A 17,928-nucleotide genomic window follows, 5' to 3' on the forward strand; every position below is an offset into this window, starting at 1 on the left:
ATGGCTAAAAAAAATAAGACATTGATGGAAATATTGGATTTGATTTTATATGAAAATCCTGCAACACAGGATGAAATTGCAGACCGTCTTGGTATTTCTCGCAGATATGTAACTCAATTGATACAACCGTTAATTAAAGATGGAACAATTAAAAGAGCTTACATGATTGATGTTAAGGATTATGAAAAGGTTGCTGAATCATTAGGCCAATATGTAAATTCCAAAGATGTTTCAGGCAATCTTTTGATTAATGACATGCTGGATAATATGGCAAAACATGTTCATTCACAAATTGAAAATTCATTCAATGCAATTTTGGAATATGATGAGAATAAAGCAAAAAAGGCTTTGGAAATGGATTATGCTACCAATAATATGGTTGAAAAGATAAGGACTTCTGTTGAAACCATAGTCAGCATTAACCAGTATCCTGAATTTTCCAAATCTGTTTTATATAATGAGGTTGCATATGATTTGGAACGTATTGGAGATTATTGCGGCCACATTGCAAAATTTGTTATTAATGATGTTTATGAAGTTAGCGAGTCTGTTCTTAAGAAATTAAAGAAAATGTATAAAACCGCTCAAAAAATGCTTCGTTTAGCAATGCTTACTTTTTTGGAAGGACGTACCGAATTGAATGATGATATAATGGAATTGGAAGAATCTATCCATATTCTTCAGTCCAAAGCCATTAATTTGATTGCTACTCAAATGGCTGAAAATTCTTTTGATGAAAAGGAACGTTCAAATTATTTCATTTATTTATTTAGAGTAATTAAAGCATTTGAGCGTATTGGTGATATTTCAGTTGAAATTAAGGATGTAGCTATTGAATTTCATGAAAATATTCCAAGACCAACAACTCCTCGTTCTTTCAGATTAAACTAATTAAACCTATGGATTAAAGAAAAAATGCTATTTGGATAAAGTAATTTTTTAAATTTCCATACTTCTGTTAGAAAAATCAATTTAAAACATGTTTCATACATCTATTAAAAAAATTAATTGGTGATGGTGTTAATTGATTGTTTATTTGTCATATATTCTTCCGGTTGCATGCCTGTCTGCCCAGCATTGGATACATACTCCAATAGGCAAACCTGCAGTATGGGTATGTGCTTTTAATATTTTTACATCTAATGTGGTTGTTTTTCCACCAAGACCCATCGGACCGATTCCTGATGCATTTATCTCATCAAGAATTTCCTGTTCCAGTTTAGCTATTTGAGGGTCAGGGTTTCTTTCACCGACTTTTCCAAGAAGTGCCTTTTTACCTAATTTTAAACACAAGTCTGATGTTCCTCCAATACCTACACCTACAACTGTTGGCGGGCATGGTTTTCCTTTTGCTTTTAGGACTGATTCAACAACAAATTCTTTAATGCCTTCAATTCCTTCAGCAGGCAATGCCATTTTCATTGCATTGTTGTTTTCAGAACCGAATCCCTTTGGCAATATTGTAATTTCAAGATAATCTTCATCAATTAATTCAATATCAATTGGAGGTATGTAATCTCCCACATTAATGTTGGTATTTTCGCGTGTTAACGGATCTACTATATTTGGCCTGATTGGGACGTCGCTAGTTGCTTTTTTAATACCTTCCTCAATTCCTTCACGAAGATTTTCAACTTCAACATTACCAAGTTTAACAAAAACAACAGGCAGACCTGTATCTTGACACATAGGAATGCCTTTTTCTTCAGCAAGTTCAATATTTTTTAAAATAGCTTCAATATTTAATTGTGCTAAGTCATGTTCTTCAATTTTAAGAGCATCTTCAAGTGATTTTTTTACATCATCACCAAGAACGATAACTGCCTGTTTGTAAAGTTCATAAACTTTATCTCTAATAACCTCTTTAGTAATCAAAATAATAACCTTGTATAATTTAATTATTACTATTTTTGATTTTAAAAGATTATAAATATTTTTAAAAATTAGTTAAATGTGGATAGCTCTGATAGGGCAAACTTCAACACACTCTTTGCATCTGTCGCATTTTTTTTCATTAATGGTAATAGCTCCGCCTAATACTTCAATGGCATTATTTGGACATATTTTTAAACATGGTGCTTCTGATGGTTGGCAATTCATACAAAATAAAGAAGGTGTGTCAACTTCTTTAAGTTGACAATCACTTTCACAAGTTGTACAATTTAAACAGTTCATAGAAATATTCCTATTCCTCTAGAACTAATCTAGCTCTAGCTTGACTTGTAAGAACGTGGACAATTCCACCTTTTTTCTGATCAGGTTCGTAAACACCTGCAAGTTTGGATAAGAATTTTTGCTGATTTTTAGCTTTAACTTTTGCAGGGTCAAGAATTGAAATAGCTCTTTTGGTACATGCTTTAATACATGCAGGGCCTTCTTCTCTATCAGCACATAAATCACATTTTTCAGCAATGCTTGCTGTATAGGTCATTGCGCCGAATGGACAAACCATTACACATAATCCACAACCGATACATTTTTCAGTATCGACTTTTTCATCTGAGATAGCATCGGTTGGACAGATTTTAATACAAGGTGCACTTTCACAATGTTGACATACAATACCATAGAAGGAGGACTTATGTTCTATGATTTTAATTCTAGGTGCAGTATGTACGGATCCACACATGTTTTCACAGTTGAGACATCCATCACACATATTACTATTTACGGAAATTTTTTCCATAGTTTACCTCCTTATAATCCTAATTCACTACATTGTGCGTCTACATATTTTTGGATTTTAGATATTTGTTCTTCTTGTAAGTGTCTGAATCTTTTTTGTTTTGATAAGTATTCAGTAACAGGTTTTCTTTCTTCAGGGGTGAATGTTATTTTAAATTCACCATTTTCGATTTCGTATAATATCCAAGATCCTGTTTCTACAGCCAATCTACCCATTTCGATAGTTTTTGATGCATCGAATCCCCAACCTGTAGTACATGGTTGTTGTAAGTGTATGTAAGCAGGTCCTTTGATTGATGCCGCTTTTTTAACTTTGTTTACAAAGTCTTCTGGGTATGCAATTGATGCTGTAGCCACATATGGAATTCCATGAGCTGCCATAATCATTGGCATATCTTTTTTAGGTTTGTCTTCTCCGAAGCTTGCAACACCCTGTGGTGAAGTTGTAGTTGTTGCACCAAATGGGGTTGCTCCACTTCTTTGAATACCTGTATTCATGTATGCTTCGTTATCGTAACAGATGTAGGTCATGTTGTGTCCTCTTTCCATTGCTCCGGAAAGGGATTGTAAACCAATATCTACAGTTCCTCCGTCACCACCGAAAGCAACAACATTAACATCGTCTTTTCCTTGTATCCTTAATGCAGCTTCAACACCAGATGCAACTGCACCTGAGTTTTCAAATGCTACATGGATGAATGGAACTTCCCATGCAGTTTCTGGATAAGGTGTGGTCATAACTTCAAGACAACCGGTAGCAGAAATAGCTACGGTGTTTTCACCTAATGCATTAAGAGCTAATTTAACTGCAATTGATGCTCCACAACCAGCACAGCCTCTGTGTCCTGGGGATAATAAATCTTTATCAGGTATATCCATATCTATTCCTCCTTAAGTCCAATCCAAGTAACCTCTTTAACAGGATTTTTGGTTTTTTCATAAATTTCTAAGATTGATTCTGGGGTGATATCTCTTCCACCTAAACCAGCAATAAATCCATAAGCTTCTTTGTGGATTTTTGCTTTAACATCAGTGAATAAAGCTCCACCAATACCAAAAGTAACGTTTTTATCAACAACTGCTAATTTTTGGCAGTTTTTAACAGCTTCGTCAATAGCTTCGACAGGGAAAGGTCTGTATGCTCTGATTTTGAGTAAACCTACTTTTTCGCCTTGAGCTCTTAATTGATTAACGATTACTCTGATGGTACTGCAGATTGATCCCATAGCTACGAAGATAATCTCTGCATCTTCTGTTTTATATGGTTCAACAAGACCATATTTTCTTCCAAATATTTCTGCAAATTCATCACAAGTTTCTTGAATTACATCAATTGAATTTTCCATTGCAATTTGCATATCATGTCTTGCTTCTAAATAGTAATCTGGGTCAGCTAAGTTACCAATAGACATAGGGTCTTTTGGATCTAAATATGCATGTTCTGGTTTGTATGGAGGTAAAAATTCATCAACTGGTTCTTGGTCTGGGATTTCCACAGGTTCTACTGTATGAGTTAAAATAAATCCGTCTAAACATACCATTGATGGGAGTAATACTTTAGGGTTTTCAGAAATCTTATATGCCATTAAAGTTGTATCTAACGCTTCTTGAGCATTTTCAACATAAATTTGTAACCAACCAGCATCTCTTTGAGCAATGGAATCTTGTTGGTCGTTCCAAATATTTAATGGTGCTGAAATTGCCCTATTTGCATCAGCAAGAACGAAAGGTGCCCTCATACCTGCTGCTGCGAATAAGATTTCATGCATTAACATTAATCCTTGTGAGGATGTAGCAGTAAATACTCTTACTCCTGCTGAACTTGCTCCAACAGCCGCACTGATAGCACTGTGTTCTGATTCTACTTTCACATAGTTAGCTTTAATTTTTTCATCAGCTACATATTGTGCAAGATATTCAGAAATTGTTGTTTGTGGGGTAATTGGATAAACAGGAATAACTTGTGGTTTAGCTAATCTAGCAGCTTCAGCAACTGCTTTATTTGCTGTCATAATTTCTTTAGTCATTAATTCACTCCCTTTTTTATTCTTTTACCATTTCGATTGCATCGGAAGGACATTCGTTAGCACAAATTCCGCATCCTTTACAGTAATCGTAATTTATATCATGTTGTTTGTTCACACTGGAATCTGGACAGAAAATAATACAATTGTCGCAGTCAATACATTTTTCTTTATCTAAAATTGGTTTAAATGTTCTCCAACTTCCAGTTTTATTATTTTTACTACTTCCAGGTGTTTTAATTACACATCCTATTGTTACCATTCATCTCACCTTTTTATCCCATTTCGTAAGCTTTTCTTGTAGCTTCTGCATTTAACTCTCCTATTTTGCCAGGGAATGTTTCTAATATTACTTCTATGAGTGAATCAATAGTTACGATACCTGTTTTTTTAGCAAAATATCCTAAGATGATTGTGTTTACAATATTACGTCCTAAAAGTTCTAATGCAATTCCTGTTGCATCAATACTGTAAACTTTATGTTCTCCGGATCCTTTGAATTCTTCTGGAATGTTAATCATGACTTCGGTATTGTCTTTGATTCCAGAAAATACATCAACTACGTTCATTAATCCATCATCTAGAACTAATACATAGTCTGGATTGTATATTTGATATCTTATTTCAATTGGCTCATCATCAATTCTTGTGAAAGCCATAACTGGAGCCCCTCTACGTTCAACTCCAAAGAATGGAAAAGCTTGAGAATATTTGCCGTCTTTAAATGCTGCTTTGGCCAAAATTTCAGCAGCGGTTACGGAACCTTGTCCTCCTCTTCCATGAAAACGAATTTCAATCATTAAATTTTCCTCCATATATTTATCATGTATAATCATTATAAATTACAAAATATATAAATCTTATGTTATAATTAAATTTTACAATATTTTTGTTTAATTTTTGTCTTATTGTGCTTTTATTAATGTTAATTTTTCAATATTTATTTTTTTATCTAATAAAGAGATATTTAATGGATTTGGCTTAATATGATTGTTTAAAATATTTATTGCATTTTCAAAGATTTAATATAATATAATAATTATAAATTATTTTGAGGAGTTAATATGAAAGTTTTAATCATTACTGGGGATTTGGCTTATCCATTAATTAGAAGTGTAGTTGAAGATGCTAATGAAGATGTAATCGTGCATGTTGCAGATACGCAAGTTGCAGCTTTTTTAACTCCTAATATGATTATAAAAGAAGTAAAAACTCATTTTGCTAATCAGTTGGATGAAATTGATTTAATTTTAGTTCCAGGTTTAATTAAAAAAGGCACTAAAGAAATTACTAAGGAACTTGGAATTCCAACATTTAAGGGCTCTACCGATGGGGCGGATTTGGCAATGGTTTTAAATCTTTTGGAAAATATCCAATTGTCTGAAGATAAGCCTGCAGATAAACTGATTGAAGAAGAAAAAAGAAAAGAAGCCTTTAAAATTATTGAAGACTTTGAAAATGATACTGAAAATATAGAAAAACTTCTCAAAAAACCGAATAATATAATGATTGGAAAACTGCCTGTTGGCGAAGATTTTCCAATGAGAGTTCTGGCCGAAATCGCCAATGCGCCATTTTTATCAAAAGAAGCATTAATAAATAAATGTCAGTACTTTGTTGACTGCGGAGCGGACATGATTGATATAGGTATGGCTGCAGGTGAAGACTTTTCAGATAAGATTCCCGATTTAATAAATACTTTAAGACCGATTGTTGGCGACAGGCCGTTAAGCATCGATACATTGAATGCAGATGAAATTAAGGTCGCTGCTGAAAATGGAATAGATTTTGTATTAAGTCTTGACTTGGGAAATCAATCTAAAGTTGCTCCATTGTTAAAAGAAAAAGGAATTCCTGCAGTACTGCTTCCGACTAATTTTACTGAAGGAATTTCACCTAAAACGCCCGAAGAGCGTGTTAATGCAATGCATCAATTGATTGATGATACCGATGGATTAAAGTATGTTGCTGATTTGATATTGGATCCTGTTAACAGTGCAAGTATTGTTGAATCCATAATTGCATGCAGGGATTTTCATAAAGTAAACAAGGCTCCAATGTTTTTTGGTGTTGGTAATGTGACTGAATTAATGGATGCCGATTCTGGAGGTGTCAATGTACTTTTGGCAGGTATTGGTATGGAACTTGGCGTAAGTATACTGTTCACTCCTGAAGAAAGTGGAAAAACAAGAGGAAGCGTTTATGAACTTTCAACCGCATCTAAAATGATGTTTCTTGCAAAGCATAGAAAATCAATACCCAAGGATTTGGGAATTAATCTTGTTGCATTTAAGGATAAACATAAAAGAAATGATATTATAGAAAACGAGTTGGATGGAATTCCTCAGGCGAAAATTACAGAACCCCTAAAATTTATACGTGATAAGGCAGGTAGTTTCAGAATAAATGTTGATTATGGAACTACTGTTAGTGAAAGTAGGATAATTGCTACTCATTTTAAGAAAAATAATGCTGATTTGGTAATTGCAGGCAAAACCGCAAAAGAAATCTATGAAGAAATAATAAAAAAAGAACTTGTTACCCGCATGGAACATGCAGCTTATCTTGGGAGCGAACTGCAAAAAGCAGAAATTGCAATGATTACGGGTAAAGAGTATGTTCAGGATTTTGAATTATTCAAAAATCCCGACCAATTTAAAAATTAATATTTTTTTAATCTTCAACAATATCATAATCCCTTGAAGGTGTAGATGAGCCACCTCCGGAACTACTTCCTCCACCGGATGATGAGCCACCACCTGAAGAACTTCCTCCTCCAGATGAAGAACTTCCTCCACCGGATGAAGAGCCTCCACTATATGATGAACTACTGCTTGAAGATGAACTTGAACTGCTTGAACTACTACTGGAACTGCTTGAACTTCCTGAATCACCAGTAGAGTTTCCAGTTAAAAATGAAAATATATTATTAGTATCATTTGTTTTATTTGTATTATTCACATCTGTAATGTTATTTGTTGTAACATCACTATTGCTTGTATAAACAAATGCACCCATAGTTAATAGGATTATTGCAACAATAACTACTATAATAACTATATTGTCAAACTTCATTTTCACCCTCCTTTTTAGATTAGTAATATTTTTTATTCATTAATATATATAATCTTTTTCATAAACTTTAAATTATATTTATTATATAAATTAATTAAAGTAAATTTTATATGGTGTTTAAATTTGCAAAATGAAGAAATTACTATTAAAGATATTGACAAAGCTCTTTTAGAGGAGGGATATGTTTCTAATAAGGAAATATCTACAACATTATTTTTATCTTTTTTATTAGGTAAACCCATGTTGATAGAAGGCCCTCCAGGTGTTGGAAAAACTGAACTTGCAAAAGTGGTAGCTAAAACTTTTGATAGGGATTTTTTCAGGATACAATGTTATGAGGGCATAACATTTGAACAGATTGTCGGCGAATGGAATTATCAAAAACAATTGTTACATTTGGAAGCTGCAAAAAATGCAGAGTCTAAAGAAGATACAATATTTGAAGAAGAGTATTTCATCAGAAGGTCACTTTTAAATGCTTTTTTAAACGAAAAGGATTCTGTTTTACTCATCGATGAAATTGATAAAGCAGATGAGGAAGTAGAAAGCTTTTTACTTCAGGCATTAGGTGAGCAGGAAATTACAATTAATGATTTGGGTACCTTCCAACTGCAAAATGATTTGATTGTTATATTGACATCTAACTCCCAAAGATCTCTTTTGGATGAAACCAAAGATAGGTGTCTGTTCTTATATATTCCATATCCTAGTGTTGAAAGAGAAATCGAAATCGTTAAATCCAAGCTTCCTGAAGCTGATGAAGAAACGGTTTCAACTGTTGTTAAGATTGTCCATGAAATCAGAAATCTTAACTTGCTTAAAAAACCTTCAGTCAGAGGAACTGTTGATTGGGTTAAATCTGTTTCAAGTTTAGGAAATAGAAATACTGCTGATGCAATGAAAGAAAGTGTTGGGGTAGCTATTAAAACTGAAAGTGATAAAAAACGTGTTATTAAGGATGTCTTAGATAGGAAATATTAATATGATTACTAAAATAGCCAATCTATCTAATCAATTGAGGGATGAAGGTTTGCCTGTCAGTATCAGGAGTACTTTTTCTGCTAGTGAGGTTTATCTTCAATTTGGTGAAACAGATAGGGATTTGCTTAGAACTGCTTTACGAGCGATTTATGTGAAAGATAAATATGACATTCCTAAATTCAACAAGATTTTTGAAGAAATTTTTAAAAAGGAAAAAGTAGCCTCTGAAGAAGAGGAAATGTTGGAAAAAGGTAAGGCATATAGAGGTACTGGTCCTAAATCTAATAAATATATTATCAAAAAGCAAAATAATGCATACAAAAAGGTTCAAAAAGAAAAAATAAATAATGAAAAGTTAAAAATGTTGTCAGGTCAGCCATTATTGGATGAAGTAAAAGAACTTGAACGGGATGGTGAGCTGATGAATAAGGATTTAACTAAATTAAATAGATTTGATCCTCGCATGCTTGAAATTTGTCAAAGATTAGGTAGGAGGATTGCCAATAAACGTTCAAGACGTAAGGTAAGAACATCTTCCCATAAAATTGATATGAGAAGAACAATCCGTGCCAATCTGAAATATGGTGGAGTGCCTATAGAGCTTATTAAGGCAAAGCCAAGACCACATAAAAATGAACACTTGTTCTTAAATGACATTAGCGGGTCATGTGAATGGATAAGTAGTTGGTTTTTTATGTTGATGTTTTCAGCACAAACTGCATTTAAACATTCAAGAACATTTGAGTTTGATAATAAGGTTATTGAAACAACCGATGCTCTAAAAGAAGAATATTTGATAGATTCATTTGTTAAGGTTAAAGACTTGAGAGTTAAAAACATGATGGTTCATGGAACTTCAGACATGTATAGTGCATTTAAGCAGTTTCAGGAAAAGGCAAATTTAAGCAACAAATCATATGTAATCATATTGTCTGACTGCAGGGATTGGGCAGGTCCAAAACAAAATGGTATTCCTGCAAGCGTTCATTTGGTTGAAGAAATGGTTCGGGACTCCAAGAAGGTTGTTATTTTAAATCCTGAAGATAGAAATAAATGGGATATTGTTGACAGTTGTGTTTCACTTTATGAGGATGCTGGAGCTCATGTTTTTGAAGTGAACACGCTAAATCAGTTGGCTCAGTTTGTAGAGCAAATGTAGGTGAGAGTATGGATTGTACCAAATGTGGTAATCCTAATGTTATTATTAAAAAAGAACAGTCTGGTCAGTATTTATGTAAGGACTGTTTCATTGAATCGATTGAAAAGAAAGTTATTAAAACAGTCAGAAAAGAAAAGTTATTGGATAAGGGAGATAAAGTTTTGGTTGCGCTTTCAGGAGGAAAAGACAGTGTAACGACATTGGAAATTTTAAATTCTTTTCGTGAAATGAATATTATAGATATATGTGCTGTAACTGTGGATGAAGGAATTGACAATTATCGTCAGGATGGTGTTGACATAGCTATTCGCCATGCTGAAAGGTTAGGCATAGAACATAAAATAGTCTCACTAAAGGATGCATATGGCATTACTTTGGATGAGATAATGAAAAAGCCGAATCATAAGGGTTCATGTTCATACTGTGGGGTTTTTAGAAGAACCTTAATTAACAAGGCTGCTCGTGAAATGGGTGCAACTAAAATCGCTACTGGCCATAATTTGGATGATGAAGTTCAGGCAATAATGATGAACTATCTTGAAGGCAATACAGATAATTTAACCAAACTTGGTGCAAAAACAGAATCAAAAGCAAAGGAATTCACTGTAAAAATTAAACCTTTAAGGGAAATTCCTGAAAGAGAAATTGGTTTATATGTTGTTGCTAAAGAATTGGAAGTTCATTTTGCAAGCTGTCCATATGCACAGCAGTCATTCAGGGGTGAAGTTTCAGAAGTTATCAATAAACTGAGCGAAGATCACCCTACCATTAAATACTCAACTTTAAGAGGTTATGATAAAATTAAAAATGCACTTAAAGAGGATTTTAAAAAGGACTATTCTCATGGAAGATGTATAAAATGTGGTGAACCTGCAGCTAATGAATTGTGTAAAGCATGTTCATTTATTGAAGAATTAAAAGGTGATTAAATGTCTTTTACATTAAAAATTCAAGAAAATTTAGAATCAAGAGAAATAACTTCACAAAATTACACGATTAAAGATTTAATTTTAGAATTGGGCTTATCTGCACAAACTGTCGTTGCCAAGCAAAACGGAGAATTGGTAATTGAAGATACTTTAATTAATGATGGTGATGAGATTCAATTAATTCAAATTATCTATGGTGGTTAATTTGAAGATCAGTTATGAATGTGGGGCATGTTTTTTAAGACAGGCTCGCGAAGCTATGGATTTGGCAACAGATGATGATGAATTGAAAATAGAAATCATCAATGACATTTTTAAATATTTGTCCACTACATTTAAAAAAGGAACTAACTCAAATAAAACAGGTTCTCATATCCACAATCTTATAAAACAAAAGACTCATTGTCATGATCCATACATTAATGAAAAAAAATTAGGCAATGACATAGCATTAAAATACTTGCCTTTGGCACAGAATATCCTAAAGGAAAATGATAATCTAGAAAATCGTGTTAAAATAGCTATTGTGGGTAATATATTAGACTTTGGAGCTTTTGAGTTAAGTGATGACATTGAAAAATTTATTAAAGATGCTTTAGGTAAGGATTTAACTGTTAAGGATATAGAATCCTTTGAAAATTCACTGAAAAAACATGATAATGTATTGTACATGGTTGATAATACAGGCGAGATAGTTTTCGATAAATTATTGCTGTCCAAAATCAAAGAATATGATATGGACATAACTATCGCTGTTAAATCAGAACCTATCTTAAATGATGCGTGCATGGAGGATGCAATAAACACTGGTTTGGACGAGTTCGGTGAAATTGTTGAAATAGGTGCTGGAACAGTAGGCTATGTGGACAGTGAAATATCTGATGAGTTTAGAGAAATTTTCAATTCCCATGAGTTTATCATATCTAAGGGTATGGGAAATTATGAAGGTTTGACTGAAATCGATTTGTCATCCAAGGATATTTACTTCCTGCTTTGTGCAAAATGCAATACTATTGCAAATGATATCGGCGTTAATTTACATGACATGTTGCTTTTAAAAAAGTAGTGATAATATGAATATAGCTTTCATTGGATTTGGAAAAGTTTCATATACTCTTTCTAAGCTAATCCAATCGCAAGACATTAATCTGATTACTTCAACAGAAAACCGGTCACAGGATACAATTTATTTGATCAAAAAAAGCAATGTTGAAGTTTTTCCTTCTTATGGCGAAGCTATTGAAAAATCTGATATTGTCATTTCTGCCGTAACTCCATTTAAAGCAGTGGACGTGGCTGAAAAATGTCGAAATACCAATGTCATATATCTTGATTTGAATAATATTTCCCCTAACACTACTCTAAAAATTAATGATATTGTAGACAATCTTGTTGATGGAGCGATTATCGGTAAAATCGATGCTGAAAATCCTATATTATATTTGTCAGGAAAGGATTCGGAGAAACTGCTGTTCTTGAATGATTTTCTTGATGTTAAAATAATTTCAGATAATATTGGTGATGCATCTAAATTGAAGCTGCTTAGAAGCACATACACTAAGTCACTATCCGTATTGCTGATAGAGTGTTATTCTCTTGCTTCCAGTTTAAATCTTGAAGATGAATTTTTTAATATATTATCATTAACTGAAGGTGATGAGTTTAAAAATAAATCACTTTCCAGAATTAACAATACATTAAAGTCATCCAAAAGAAAAGCTGAAGAACTTGAAGCAATTCTGGAATATTTTGATGATGAAGACTTGGAAATGGTTAAAGCGGCTCTGCATAAGCTTAAGCAATTTTAACGTTAATCTTAAATCCTTTTTTATCTTTTTTACTTTTAGCCGTCACAGGGATAAAATGAGAATCCATAATGTATCTCAGATAAGTCACTTCCTTTGCAGGCAGTCTAAGATTTGTTTTTATTTTTTTGCCTTCACTTTTAAGCTGAACAGATATCTTATTATTCTTGTCGACATATAAATCCGCATTTAAATCCTCTTTCATTATTTTTGTTTCAAATCGAGTTAGATTCAATCCTGCATTAAGTTCTAAAGGAACATCATCAACATCAATGTTTCCCTGTCTGAAATTATTATTCGCTTCCTTTGCACTCATTCCCTCATGTGTTTTAGATGCAACATACCATGCCCTTTCAATAACTTTGGAAACTTTCTGCATTTTAGGAATTACTCCCTTTGCCTCGTAGCTTTTCATCAGGTCCATCACTTCTTTTTTGGTAACGTCCTCTTCAATTGAGCTTATTGCAAGGCGTGTCATGACCGGACCATAATTTGATCTTCTGAATGCTGCCCAAACGGATTCTGGGTTTGAATAAACTCTCTTTTTAATAATCTGATTTATGGTCTCGCCGTTAAGGTAAGCTATTTTTGTGAGATTTCCTCTTGAGTATGTATTCATTCTTTTATATATGTCATCCCAGTTCCGGCCAAGATTAATGTTGTTTTTAGATATTTCATTTTCCAGGATTTCAACGGTTGATTTTGGAAGTAATTTTTTAATTTCTTTTGTGATGGTGTAGTCATTATCGATAATGGATTGCCTAATCAAACGACCGGAATATTTATCTTTATTCAACTCCTTTACAATATGGAATTTTAATTTGGAGCCTAAAAACTCATTGAGTGCATACCACCTAATTTCATTTCGGTTAGTATAATTTTTCGGCATTCCAACAAAGTTTCCTTCTTTGACAAATTTTTGTGCTTTTTTAGCTATTTCATCCAAAGAAATACTTGCTGATGTGATATAATCTGTTGCACCATCATCAATCATCTTTTGAAGCCTAATAGGAACACTGTATGATAGGACTAATCTGTGATGCAGCCCTTCAAATGATTTTATTTCATCAGCACCTAAAGCAAGTGCCATTTCACTTCTTGCCTCAAAGCTTGTAAAAAAAGGTGCATGATTTGCACTAAAACCTTTGTTCAAATATACAACAAGCTTTTTTGATTCATTGTCAGCAATTTTTCGAGCTTCGCTAATTAATTTTTCATGACCTTTATGCACGGGGTCAAAATCTGCGCTAATACATATCAAGTTAAACACCAAAAAAAGAAATTTTGAGATTAGTAAATTAATCTCATTACACCACTTATCACTAACCATATTCCGATTAGAGTACCTAAAATTATAGGATTTGCAACATAAGTTCCAACAATAATGTATATTACACCAAGAATTATTCCAGCTATTCCAATATAAAATCCATTTTTTGAGGTACGATTGTTGATTAAGGATACAACACCGCCAATGATTAATATGATTCCTCCGAGATATAGGGAAATCTCAGTTAAAAATCCAATCAATGTTGGATTAAATATTATGCCTATGCTTATGAAAAGCAATATCATACTTAAAATAATATCGATAATTGCTCCAGAGGTATTATAATCAATTATCATTAGGCCGGTCATCAATGTAAATATTGATATTAATAAAACGGATAATCCAAGTATTGCACCTGAAGATATTATTCCAATCATTGGAAATGCAATAATCATTATTCCGAAAATAATGGCCAGTAAACTAACAATTTTATTTTTCATCTAAAAAATCCTCCACTTAATAATTATTAATCATTGTATTATTTTAATATAATGGTATATGTTTGATTTTTGTTTTAGACTGGTTCATATCTGCATTTTTAACTTCAGCTAACCATTCACTTTTACATTCACAATCATATTCTATAATACTTTGGGTTAAATTGCAATCAATAATCATATGTTTTAAATCTTTGTTGCACTTTTTACAGTTATACGGGCCGCGTCTTGAACCGAAACCTGATGTGTCTAAAAGGGCAGGAATACTTACTTCACTCCTTATTGTATTGATGATTTCAATGCAGCTCCAAATCCAAGGAGGTTGATAGGCACCTTTTCTCCATAATCTCTCGATAACTGTTCCACCATGGATTGTTGCAGGACAAACTGATAACCTGTCCACTCCCATAGCCTCACAATCCTTAGCGGTCTGTATTGCTTCAGCTATTGTCTGTGATTCGGATGTGAGTATTGGTTTTACAAAGATATATGCTTTGGATTTGAGGTTGTAACCTTTTTTATCCCTCAATTCTTGCATCAATTTTACTGCATCTTTAAAATCCTTTAAAGTAAAACCTTTATTGATTTTATTTAATCTCGTATAATCATTTGAAGTTTCAAGTCCTATGCTGACTTCAAATAATCTCTCTCCAATAATTGAAAAGATGTCATCCAAATATTCTTCTTTTACGTATTCCGGTCTTGACTCAACAATGATTTCACTTACATTATCCATATTTGCCAGAGTGGTAAGTATTTCGTCACGTGCCTCGATTGGAAGTTCATATGGATTTAGAAAACTGCCTGACGCAAACAGTTTTACAGATATCTTATCTTCATTTTCTATATCGAATCTGGAAAGGTGATCATTAAAAATCTTTAAGATGGTTTCACTATCTATCGGTTCTAATGTACAGTCAGACACATAACTGCACATGGTACATCCTCCGCTATCTCCCAATGCCCAAGAACACCCTGGAGTTGGTAGGATTATAAATAATGTTTTTGAAACACCATCATATGTTAAATCATCATTATACCAACTTGCACCAACTTGTTCTGGTGTTTTTGGTTCTTTTCGCTCAAAAGCCCTACTTCTAATTTCTTTGCATAAATTTTCAATTTCCATTATATTATATTATAATGTTGCTATAATTAAAAATTATTGTTAAAAATAAGTTTTGTTATTAAGTTGTGTTTACGTGTTTTAAAAAAATAAAAAAGAAAGAGAAAGCAAGTTTAGAAACTTGCAATTACGTCTCCTAATAATTTAATGGATTCTTTTACGTCTTTACCAACAGGGGAACCTGCTACGTATTGAGTTACACCCATTTCAGCTAAGCCTTCAATTTTAGGGATGAATTCATCAGGAGTACCACATACTGAGAATGCGTCTAATGCTTCATCAGTTACAGCACCGATAGCTCCACCGAAGTCACCTTTAGCTAAGAATGCTCCCATTTGTTCGTTGAATCCTTCAGGTAATCCGTGTCTTTCGATTACTGGAGGTGGGGAACCTGCTGCAATAAATGCAACAACGATTTTAGCTGCGTTTTTAGCTGCGTCTGAGTCCGGTCCGATGGAAGTTGCAGTGTATGCACCAACATCGAATGCTTTGTCTCCGCCAGCTGCTTCGAGACCTTTTTTGATCATAGGCATAGCTGCTTCGTAATCTTTAGGGTTGGAAGCGTTAATTAATACACCATCAGCGATTTCTCCAGCAGTTTCTAACATTTTAGGACCTTGTGCACCCATATATACTGGGATGTGGTCTTGTACTTTTTTAACTCCGCCTAAAGCTGCTCCAGCTTCAGTTTTTTCACCAGCTAATAAGGTGTTAATGTCAGCGATTGCTGCTTTGATGGTAGATACAGGTTTAGTCCATTCAATTCCTAAAGCATCGAAAGTTGCTTTGTCACCAGGACCAATACCGAAGGTTGCTCTACCTTCTGAGATTTCGTCAATAGTTGCGATTGCAGAAGCAGAGATTGCAGGGCTTCTTACATATGGGTTGGTTACACCAGGACCCATTTTAATGGTTTCAGTATTTGCTGCAAGTAATGCTAAGGTTTCGTATACATTTTTGTTGTTATAGTGGTCAGTGATCCATGCATATTCAAAACCAACGTCTTCTGCTAATTTTACTAATTCTACAATTTCATTTAATGGTATTTGAGGTACGAATTCTATACCGAACTTCATATTTTATCACCATTTAAAATATTAGTAATGTAATATATAAAGTAATTTTTATTTAATTTAATTAGAAAGTTTTAAATACTCATAATTTTTTGAGGATATCTTCTTTATATAATATTATGTGGTTTTATTTTTGTATTACGAATTTATTTTTTATTAATACTTTTATTTTTGTTGGAATTTCTTCAAACATTTTTAAAATTTTTATTTAAATATTAATTTTAACACATTATTTTTTTAATAAGATTATTATATGTATTTATTTTTAAAATATATTTTTGATATTTCATATTTTTTAATTATTTATTATTTTGCAATTTATTTTAATTGATTTTGTTAATTGAATCCATCTCTCTATTAGATGTGCTATGTGTTTTATGGCGATGACCTAAGTCTTGTTGTATTGGACAATTATGACTATGATGGTTGCTTTTCCGCATGTAGCTATAATTTATCATATTTATTTAATTAATTTCATTATTAATTCATTGAATATGCTTTCGTGAGTACCTGAGTTTTTCGGGTATGATGTTGGTTTTGTAGATGTGGTGAAATTTGGTTATAGAAATTTTTTATGACTGATTTTTAGTGTAAATACTCGTCTATATTTTTTTAGCGTACTTCATAATATTATAGTATTATGTCTGTTATGTGTTCAATTCTGTTTGATCCTGGCAGATGCTACTGCTATTGGGATTCGATTAAGCCATGCAAGTCGAACGAGTTTAGGCTCGTGGCGTACGGCTCAGTAACACGTGGATAACCTACCCTTAGGACCGGGATAACCTTGGGAAACTGAGGATAATACTGGATAGGCAATTATTCCTGCAATGGTTTTTTGTTTAAATGTTTTTTCGCCTAAGGATGGGTCTGCGGCCGATTAGGTAGTTGGTTAGGTAATGGCTTACCAAGCCGTTGATCGGTACGGGTTGTGAGAGCAAGAGCCCGGAGATGGAACCTGAGACAAGGTTCCAGGCCCTACGGGGTGCAGCAGGCGCGAAACCTCCGCAATGTGAGAAATCGCGACGGGGGGATCCCAAGTGCCATTCTTAACGGGATGGCTTTTCATTAGTGTAAAGAGCTTTTGGAATAAGGGCTGGGCAAGACCGGTGCCAGCCGCCGCGGTAACACCGGCAGCTCTAGTGGTAGCAGTTTTTATTGGGCCTAAAGCGTCCGTAGCCGGTTTAATAAGTCTCTGGTGAAATCCTGTAGCTTAACTGTGGGAATAGCTGGAGATACTATTAGACTTGAGACCGGGAGAGGTTAGAGGTACTCCCAGGGTAGAGGTGAAATTCTGTAATCCT

General features: G+C 33.5%; 20 protein-coding genes and 1 rRNA gene (1 of these 21 only partly in view). 9 read left to right on the forward strand and 12 right to left on the reverse strand.

From position 1 onward, the window contains the following. Nucleotides 1-891, forward strand: coding sequence for a PhoU domain-containing protein (locus tag SM9_RS01970; protein WP_058740291.1), 891 nt, complete (start codon nucleotides 1-3; stop codon nucleotides 889-891). 141 nt (nucleotides 892-1,032) lie between these two features. On the opposite strand, the gene SM9_RS01975 is transcribed toward SM9_RS01970, so the two are convergent. The 7 genes from SM9_RS01975 to SM9_RS02005 all read right to left on the reverse strand — a co-directional run bounded on the left by SM9_RS01975 (nucleotide 1,033) and on the right by SM9_RS02005 (nucleotide 5,509). Beyond that, a complete protein-coding gene (locus SM9_RS01975; RefSeq protein ID WP_058738545.1) occupies nucleotides 1,033-1,875 on the reverse strand; it encodes a fumarate hydratase in 843 nt (280 codons plus the stop codon). A 72-nt stretch (nucleotides 1,876-1,947) separates the two neighbouring features. Next, complete coding sequence (locus tag SM9_RS01980) at nucleotides 1,948-2,175, reverse strand: 4Fe-4S binding protein (protein WP_058738546.1); 228 nt, start codon at nucleotides 2,173-2,175, stop codon at nucleotides 1,948-1,950. A 10-nt stretch (nucleotides 2,176-2,185) separates the two neighbouring features. Further along, entirely contained in the window at nucleotides 2,186-2,686 is a 501-nt protein-coding gene (locus SM9_RS01985; protein ID WP_058738547.1) for a 4Fe-4S dicluster domain-containing protein, read from the reverse strand. 11 nt (nucleotides 2,687-2,697) lie between these two features. Next, complete coding sequence (porB, locus tag SM9_RS01990; RefSeq protein WP_058738548.1) at nucleotides 2,698-3,564, reverse strand: pyruvate synthase subunit PorB; 867 nt, start codon at nucleotides 3,562-3,564, stop codon at nucleotides 2,698-2,700. A gap of 2 nt (nucleotides 3,565-3,566) precedes the next feature. Continuing rightward, the gene (gene porA, locus SM9_RS01995; RefSeq protein WP_058738549.1) at nucleotides 3,567-4,712 is read right to left on the reverse strand and encodes a pyruvate synthase subunit PorA; all 1,146 of its coding nucleotides are present in this window, start codon (nucleotides 4,710-4,712) and stop codon (nucleotides 3,567-3,569) included. A 16-nt stretch (nucleotides 4,713-4,728) separates the two neighbouring features. Next, a complete protein-coding gene (gene porD, locus SM9_RS02000) occupies nucleotides 4,729-4,971 on the reverse strand; it encodes a pyruvate synthase subunit PorD (RefSeq protein WP_058738550.1) in 243 nt (80 codons plus the stop codon). A gap of 13 nt (nucleotides 4,972-4,984) precedes the next feature. Further along, on the reverse strand, nucleotides 4,985-5,509 hold the full coding sequence (locus SM9_RS02005; RefSeq protein ID WP_058738551.1) for a pyruvate ferredoxin oxidoreductase subunit gamma: 525 nt from the start codon (nucleotides 5,507-5,509) through the stop codon (nucleotides 4,985-4,987). 264 nt (nucleotides 5,510-5,773) lie between these two features. Between SM9_RS02005 and SM9_RS02010 the strand changes: the two genes are divergently transcribed. After that, nucleotides 5,774-7,375 carry a dihydropteroate synthase-like protein gene (locus SM9_RS02010; protein WP_058738552.1) on the forward strand — a complete coding sequence of 534 codons (1,602 nt, stop codon included), beginning with the start codon at nucleotides 5,774-5,776 and terminating at the stop codon, nucleotides 7,373-7,375. 7 nt (nucleotides 7,376-7,382) lie between these two features. Here SM9_RS02010 and SM9_RS02015 read toward each other — a convergent pair whose 3' ends face one another. After that, nucleotides 7,383-7,784 (reverse strand): hypothetical protein, encoded by a 402-nt coding sequence (locus tag SM9_RS02015; protein ID WP_058738553.1) that lies wholly within the window; start codon nucleotides 7,782-7,784, stop codon nucleotides 7,383-7,385. Nucleotides 7,785-7,907: 123 nt separating this feature from the next. Between SM9_RS02015 and SM9_RS02020 the strand changes: the two genes are divergently transcribed. Genes SM9_RS02020 through SM9_RS02045 form a run of 6 tightly spaced genes read left to right on the forward strand, consistent with a single transcriptional unit; the run spans nucleotide 7,908 to nucleotide 12,661 of the window. Further along, nucleotides 7,908-8,765: an AAA family ATPase gene (locus tag SM9_RS02020; protein ID WP_058738554.1), complete on the forward strand. Its 858-nt coding sequence runs from the start codon at nucleotides 7,908-7,910 to the stop codon at nucleotides 8,763-8,765. 1 nt (nucleotide 8,766) lies between these two features. Then, a complete protein-coding gene (locus SM9_RS02025; protein ID WP_058738555.1) occupies nucleotides 8,767-9,924 on the forward strand; it encodes a vWA domain-containing protein in 1,158 nt (385 codons plus the stop codon). Nucleotides 9,925-9,932: 8 nt separating this feature from the next. After that, on the forward strand, nucleotides 9,933-10,853 hold the full coding sequence (locus tag SM9_RS02030; protein WP_058738556.1) for a TIGR00269 family protein: 921 nt from the start codon (nucleotides 9,933-9,935) through the stop codon (nucleotides 10,851-10,853). Continuing rightward, entirely contained in the window at nucleotides 10,854-11,057 is a 204-nt protein-coding gene (locus SM9_RS02035) for a MoaD/ThiS family protein (protein WP_058738557.1), read from the forward strand. A 1-nt stretch (nucleotide 11,058) separates the two neighbouring features. After that, complete coding sequence (locus SM9_RS02040; RefSeq protein ID WP_058738558.1) at nucleotides 11,059-11,919, forward strand: damage-control phosphatase ARMT1 family protein; 861 nt, start codon at nucleotides 11,059-11,061, stop codon at nucleotides 11,917-11,919. A 7-nt stretch (nucleotides 11,920-11,926) separates the two neighbouring features. After that, on the forward strand, nucleotides 11,927-12,661 hold the full coding sequence (locus SM9_RS02045) for an NAD(P)-binding domain-containing protein (RefSeq protein ID WP_058738559.1): 735 nt from the start codon (nucleotides 11,927-11,929) through the stop codon (nucleotides 12,659-12,661). Here SM9_RS02045 and SM9_RS02050 read toward each other — a convergent pair. From SM9_RS02050 to mer, 4 genes are all read right to left on the reverse strand, one after another. After that, nucleotides 12,648-13,928 carry a nucleotidyl transferase family protein gene (locus SM9_RS02050; RefSeq protein ID WP_157064634.1) on the reverse strand — a complete coding sequence of 427 codons (1,281 nt, stop codon included), beginning with the start codon at nucleotides 13,926-13,928 and terminating at the stop codon, nucleotides 12,648-12,650. The genes SM9_RS02045 and SM9_RS02050 overlap by 14 nt on opposite strands. A gap of 20 nt (nucleotides 13,929-13,948) precedes the next feature. Next, nucleotides 13,949-14,428, reverse strand: coding sequence for a DUF308 domain-containing protein (locus tag SM9_RS02055; RefSeq protein ID WP_058738561.1), 480 nt, complete (start codon nucleotides 14,426-14,428; stop codon nucleotides 13,949-13,951). Nucleotides 14,429-14,471: 43 nt separating this feature from the next. Then, nucleotides 14,472-15,554 carry an archaeosine biosynthesis radical SAM protein RaSEA gene (locus SM9_RS02060; RefSeq protein WP_058738562.1) on the reverse strand — a complete coding sequence of 361 codons (1,083 nt, stop codon included), beginning with the start codon at nucleotides 15,552-15,554 and terminating at the stop codon, nucleotides 14,472-14,474. A 110-nt stretch (nucleotides 15,555-15,664) separates the two neighbouring features. Next, the gene (gene mer / locus SM9_RS02065; protein ID WP_058738563.1) at nucleotides 15,665-16,627 is read right to left on the reverse strand and encodes a 5,10-methylenetetrahydromethanopterin reductase; all 963 of its coding nucleotides are present in this window, start codon (nucleotides 16,625-16,627) and stop codon (nucleotides 15,665-15,667) included. Nucleotides 16,628-17,282: 655 nt separating this feature from the next. On the opposite strand from mer, the gene SM9_RS02070 reads away from it, so the two are divergent. Further along, nucleotides 17,283-17,928 (forward strand): 16S ribosomal RNA (locus tag SM9_RS02070); it runs 829 nt beyond the window's last position.

This window comes from Methanobrevibacter millerae, from assembly GCF_001477655.1.
Lineage (GTDB): Archaea > Methanobacteriota > Methanobacteria > Methanobacteriales > Methanobacteriaceae > Methanocatella > Methanocatella millerae_A.

Bases quoted from the DNA above. Each gene is read 5' to 3' on its own strand.
- SM9_RS02005 (WP_058738551.1), bottom strand. From the start codon at position 5,509: ATGATTGAAATTCGTTTTCATGGAAGAGGAGGACAAGGTTCCGTAACC.
- SM9_RS02010 (WP_058738552.1), top strand. From the start codon at position 5,774: ATGAAAGTTTTAATCATTACTGGGGATTTGGCTTATCCATTAATTAGA.
- SM9_RS02015 (WP_058738553.1), bottom strand. From the start codon at position 7,784: ATGAAGTTTGACAATATAGTTATTATAGTAGTTATTGTTGCAATAATC.
- SM9_RS01970 (WP_058740291.1), top strand. From the start codon at position 1: ATGGCTAAAAAAAATAAGACATTGATGGAAATATTGGATTTGATTTTA.
- SM9_RS02055 (WP_058738561.1), bottom strand. From the start codon at position 14,428: ATGAAAAATAAAATTGTTAGTTTACTGGCCATTATTTTCGGAATAATG.
- SM9_RS02045 (WP_058738559.1), top strand. From the start codon at position 11,927: ATGAATATAGCTTTCATTGGATTTGGAAAAGTTTCATATACTCTTTCT.
- porD (WP_058738550.1), bottom strand. From the start codon at position 4,971: ATGGTAACAATAGGATGTGTAATTAAAACACCTGGAAGTAGTAAAAAT.
- SM9_RS01985 (WP_058738547.1), bottom strand. From the start codon at position 2,686: ATGGAAAAAATTTCCGTAAATAGTAATATGTGTGATGGATGTCTCAAC.
- SM9_RS02035 (WP_058738557.1), top strand. From the start codon at position 10,854: ATGTCTTTTACATTAAAAATTCAAGAAAATTTAGAATCAAGAGAAATA.
- porA (WP_058738549.1), bottom strand. From the start codon at position 4,712: ATGACTAAAGAAATTATGACAGCAAATAAAGCAGTTGCTGAAGCTGCT.
- SM9_RS02060 (WP_058738562.1), bottom strand. From the start codon at position 15,554: ATGGAAATTGAAAATTTATGCAAAGAAATTAGAAGTAGGGCTTTTGAG.
- porB (WP_058738548.1), bottom strand. From the start codon at position 3,564: ATGGATATACCTGATAAAGATTTATTATCCCCAGGACACAGAGGCTGT.
- SM9_RS02025 (WP_058738555.1), top strand. From the start codon at position 8,767: ATGATTACTAAAATAGCCAATCTATCTAATCAATTGAGGGATGAAGGT.
- SM9_RS01980 (WP_058738546.1), bottom strand. From the start codon at position 2,175: ATGAACTGTTTAAATTGTACAACTTGTGAAAGTGATTGTCAACTTAAA.
- mer (WP_058738563.1), bottom strand. From the start codon at position 16,627: ATGAAGTTCGGTATAGAATTCGTACCTCAAATACCATTAAATGAAATT.
- SM9_RS02030 (WP_058738556.1), top strand. From the start codon at position 9,933: ATGGATTGTACCAAATGTGGTAATCCTAATGTTATTATTAAAAAAGAA.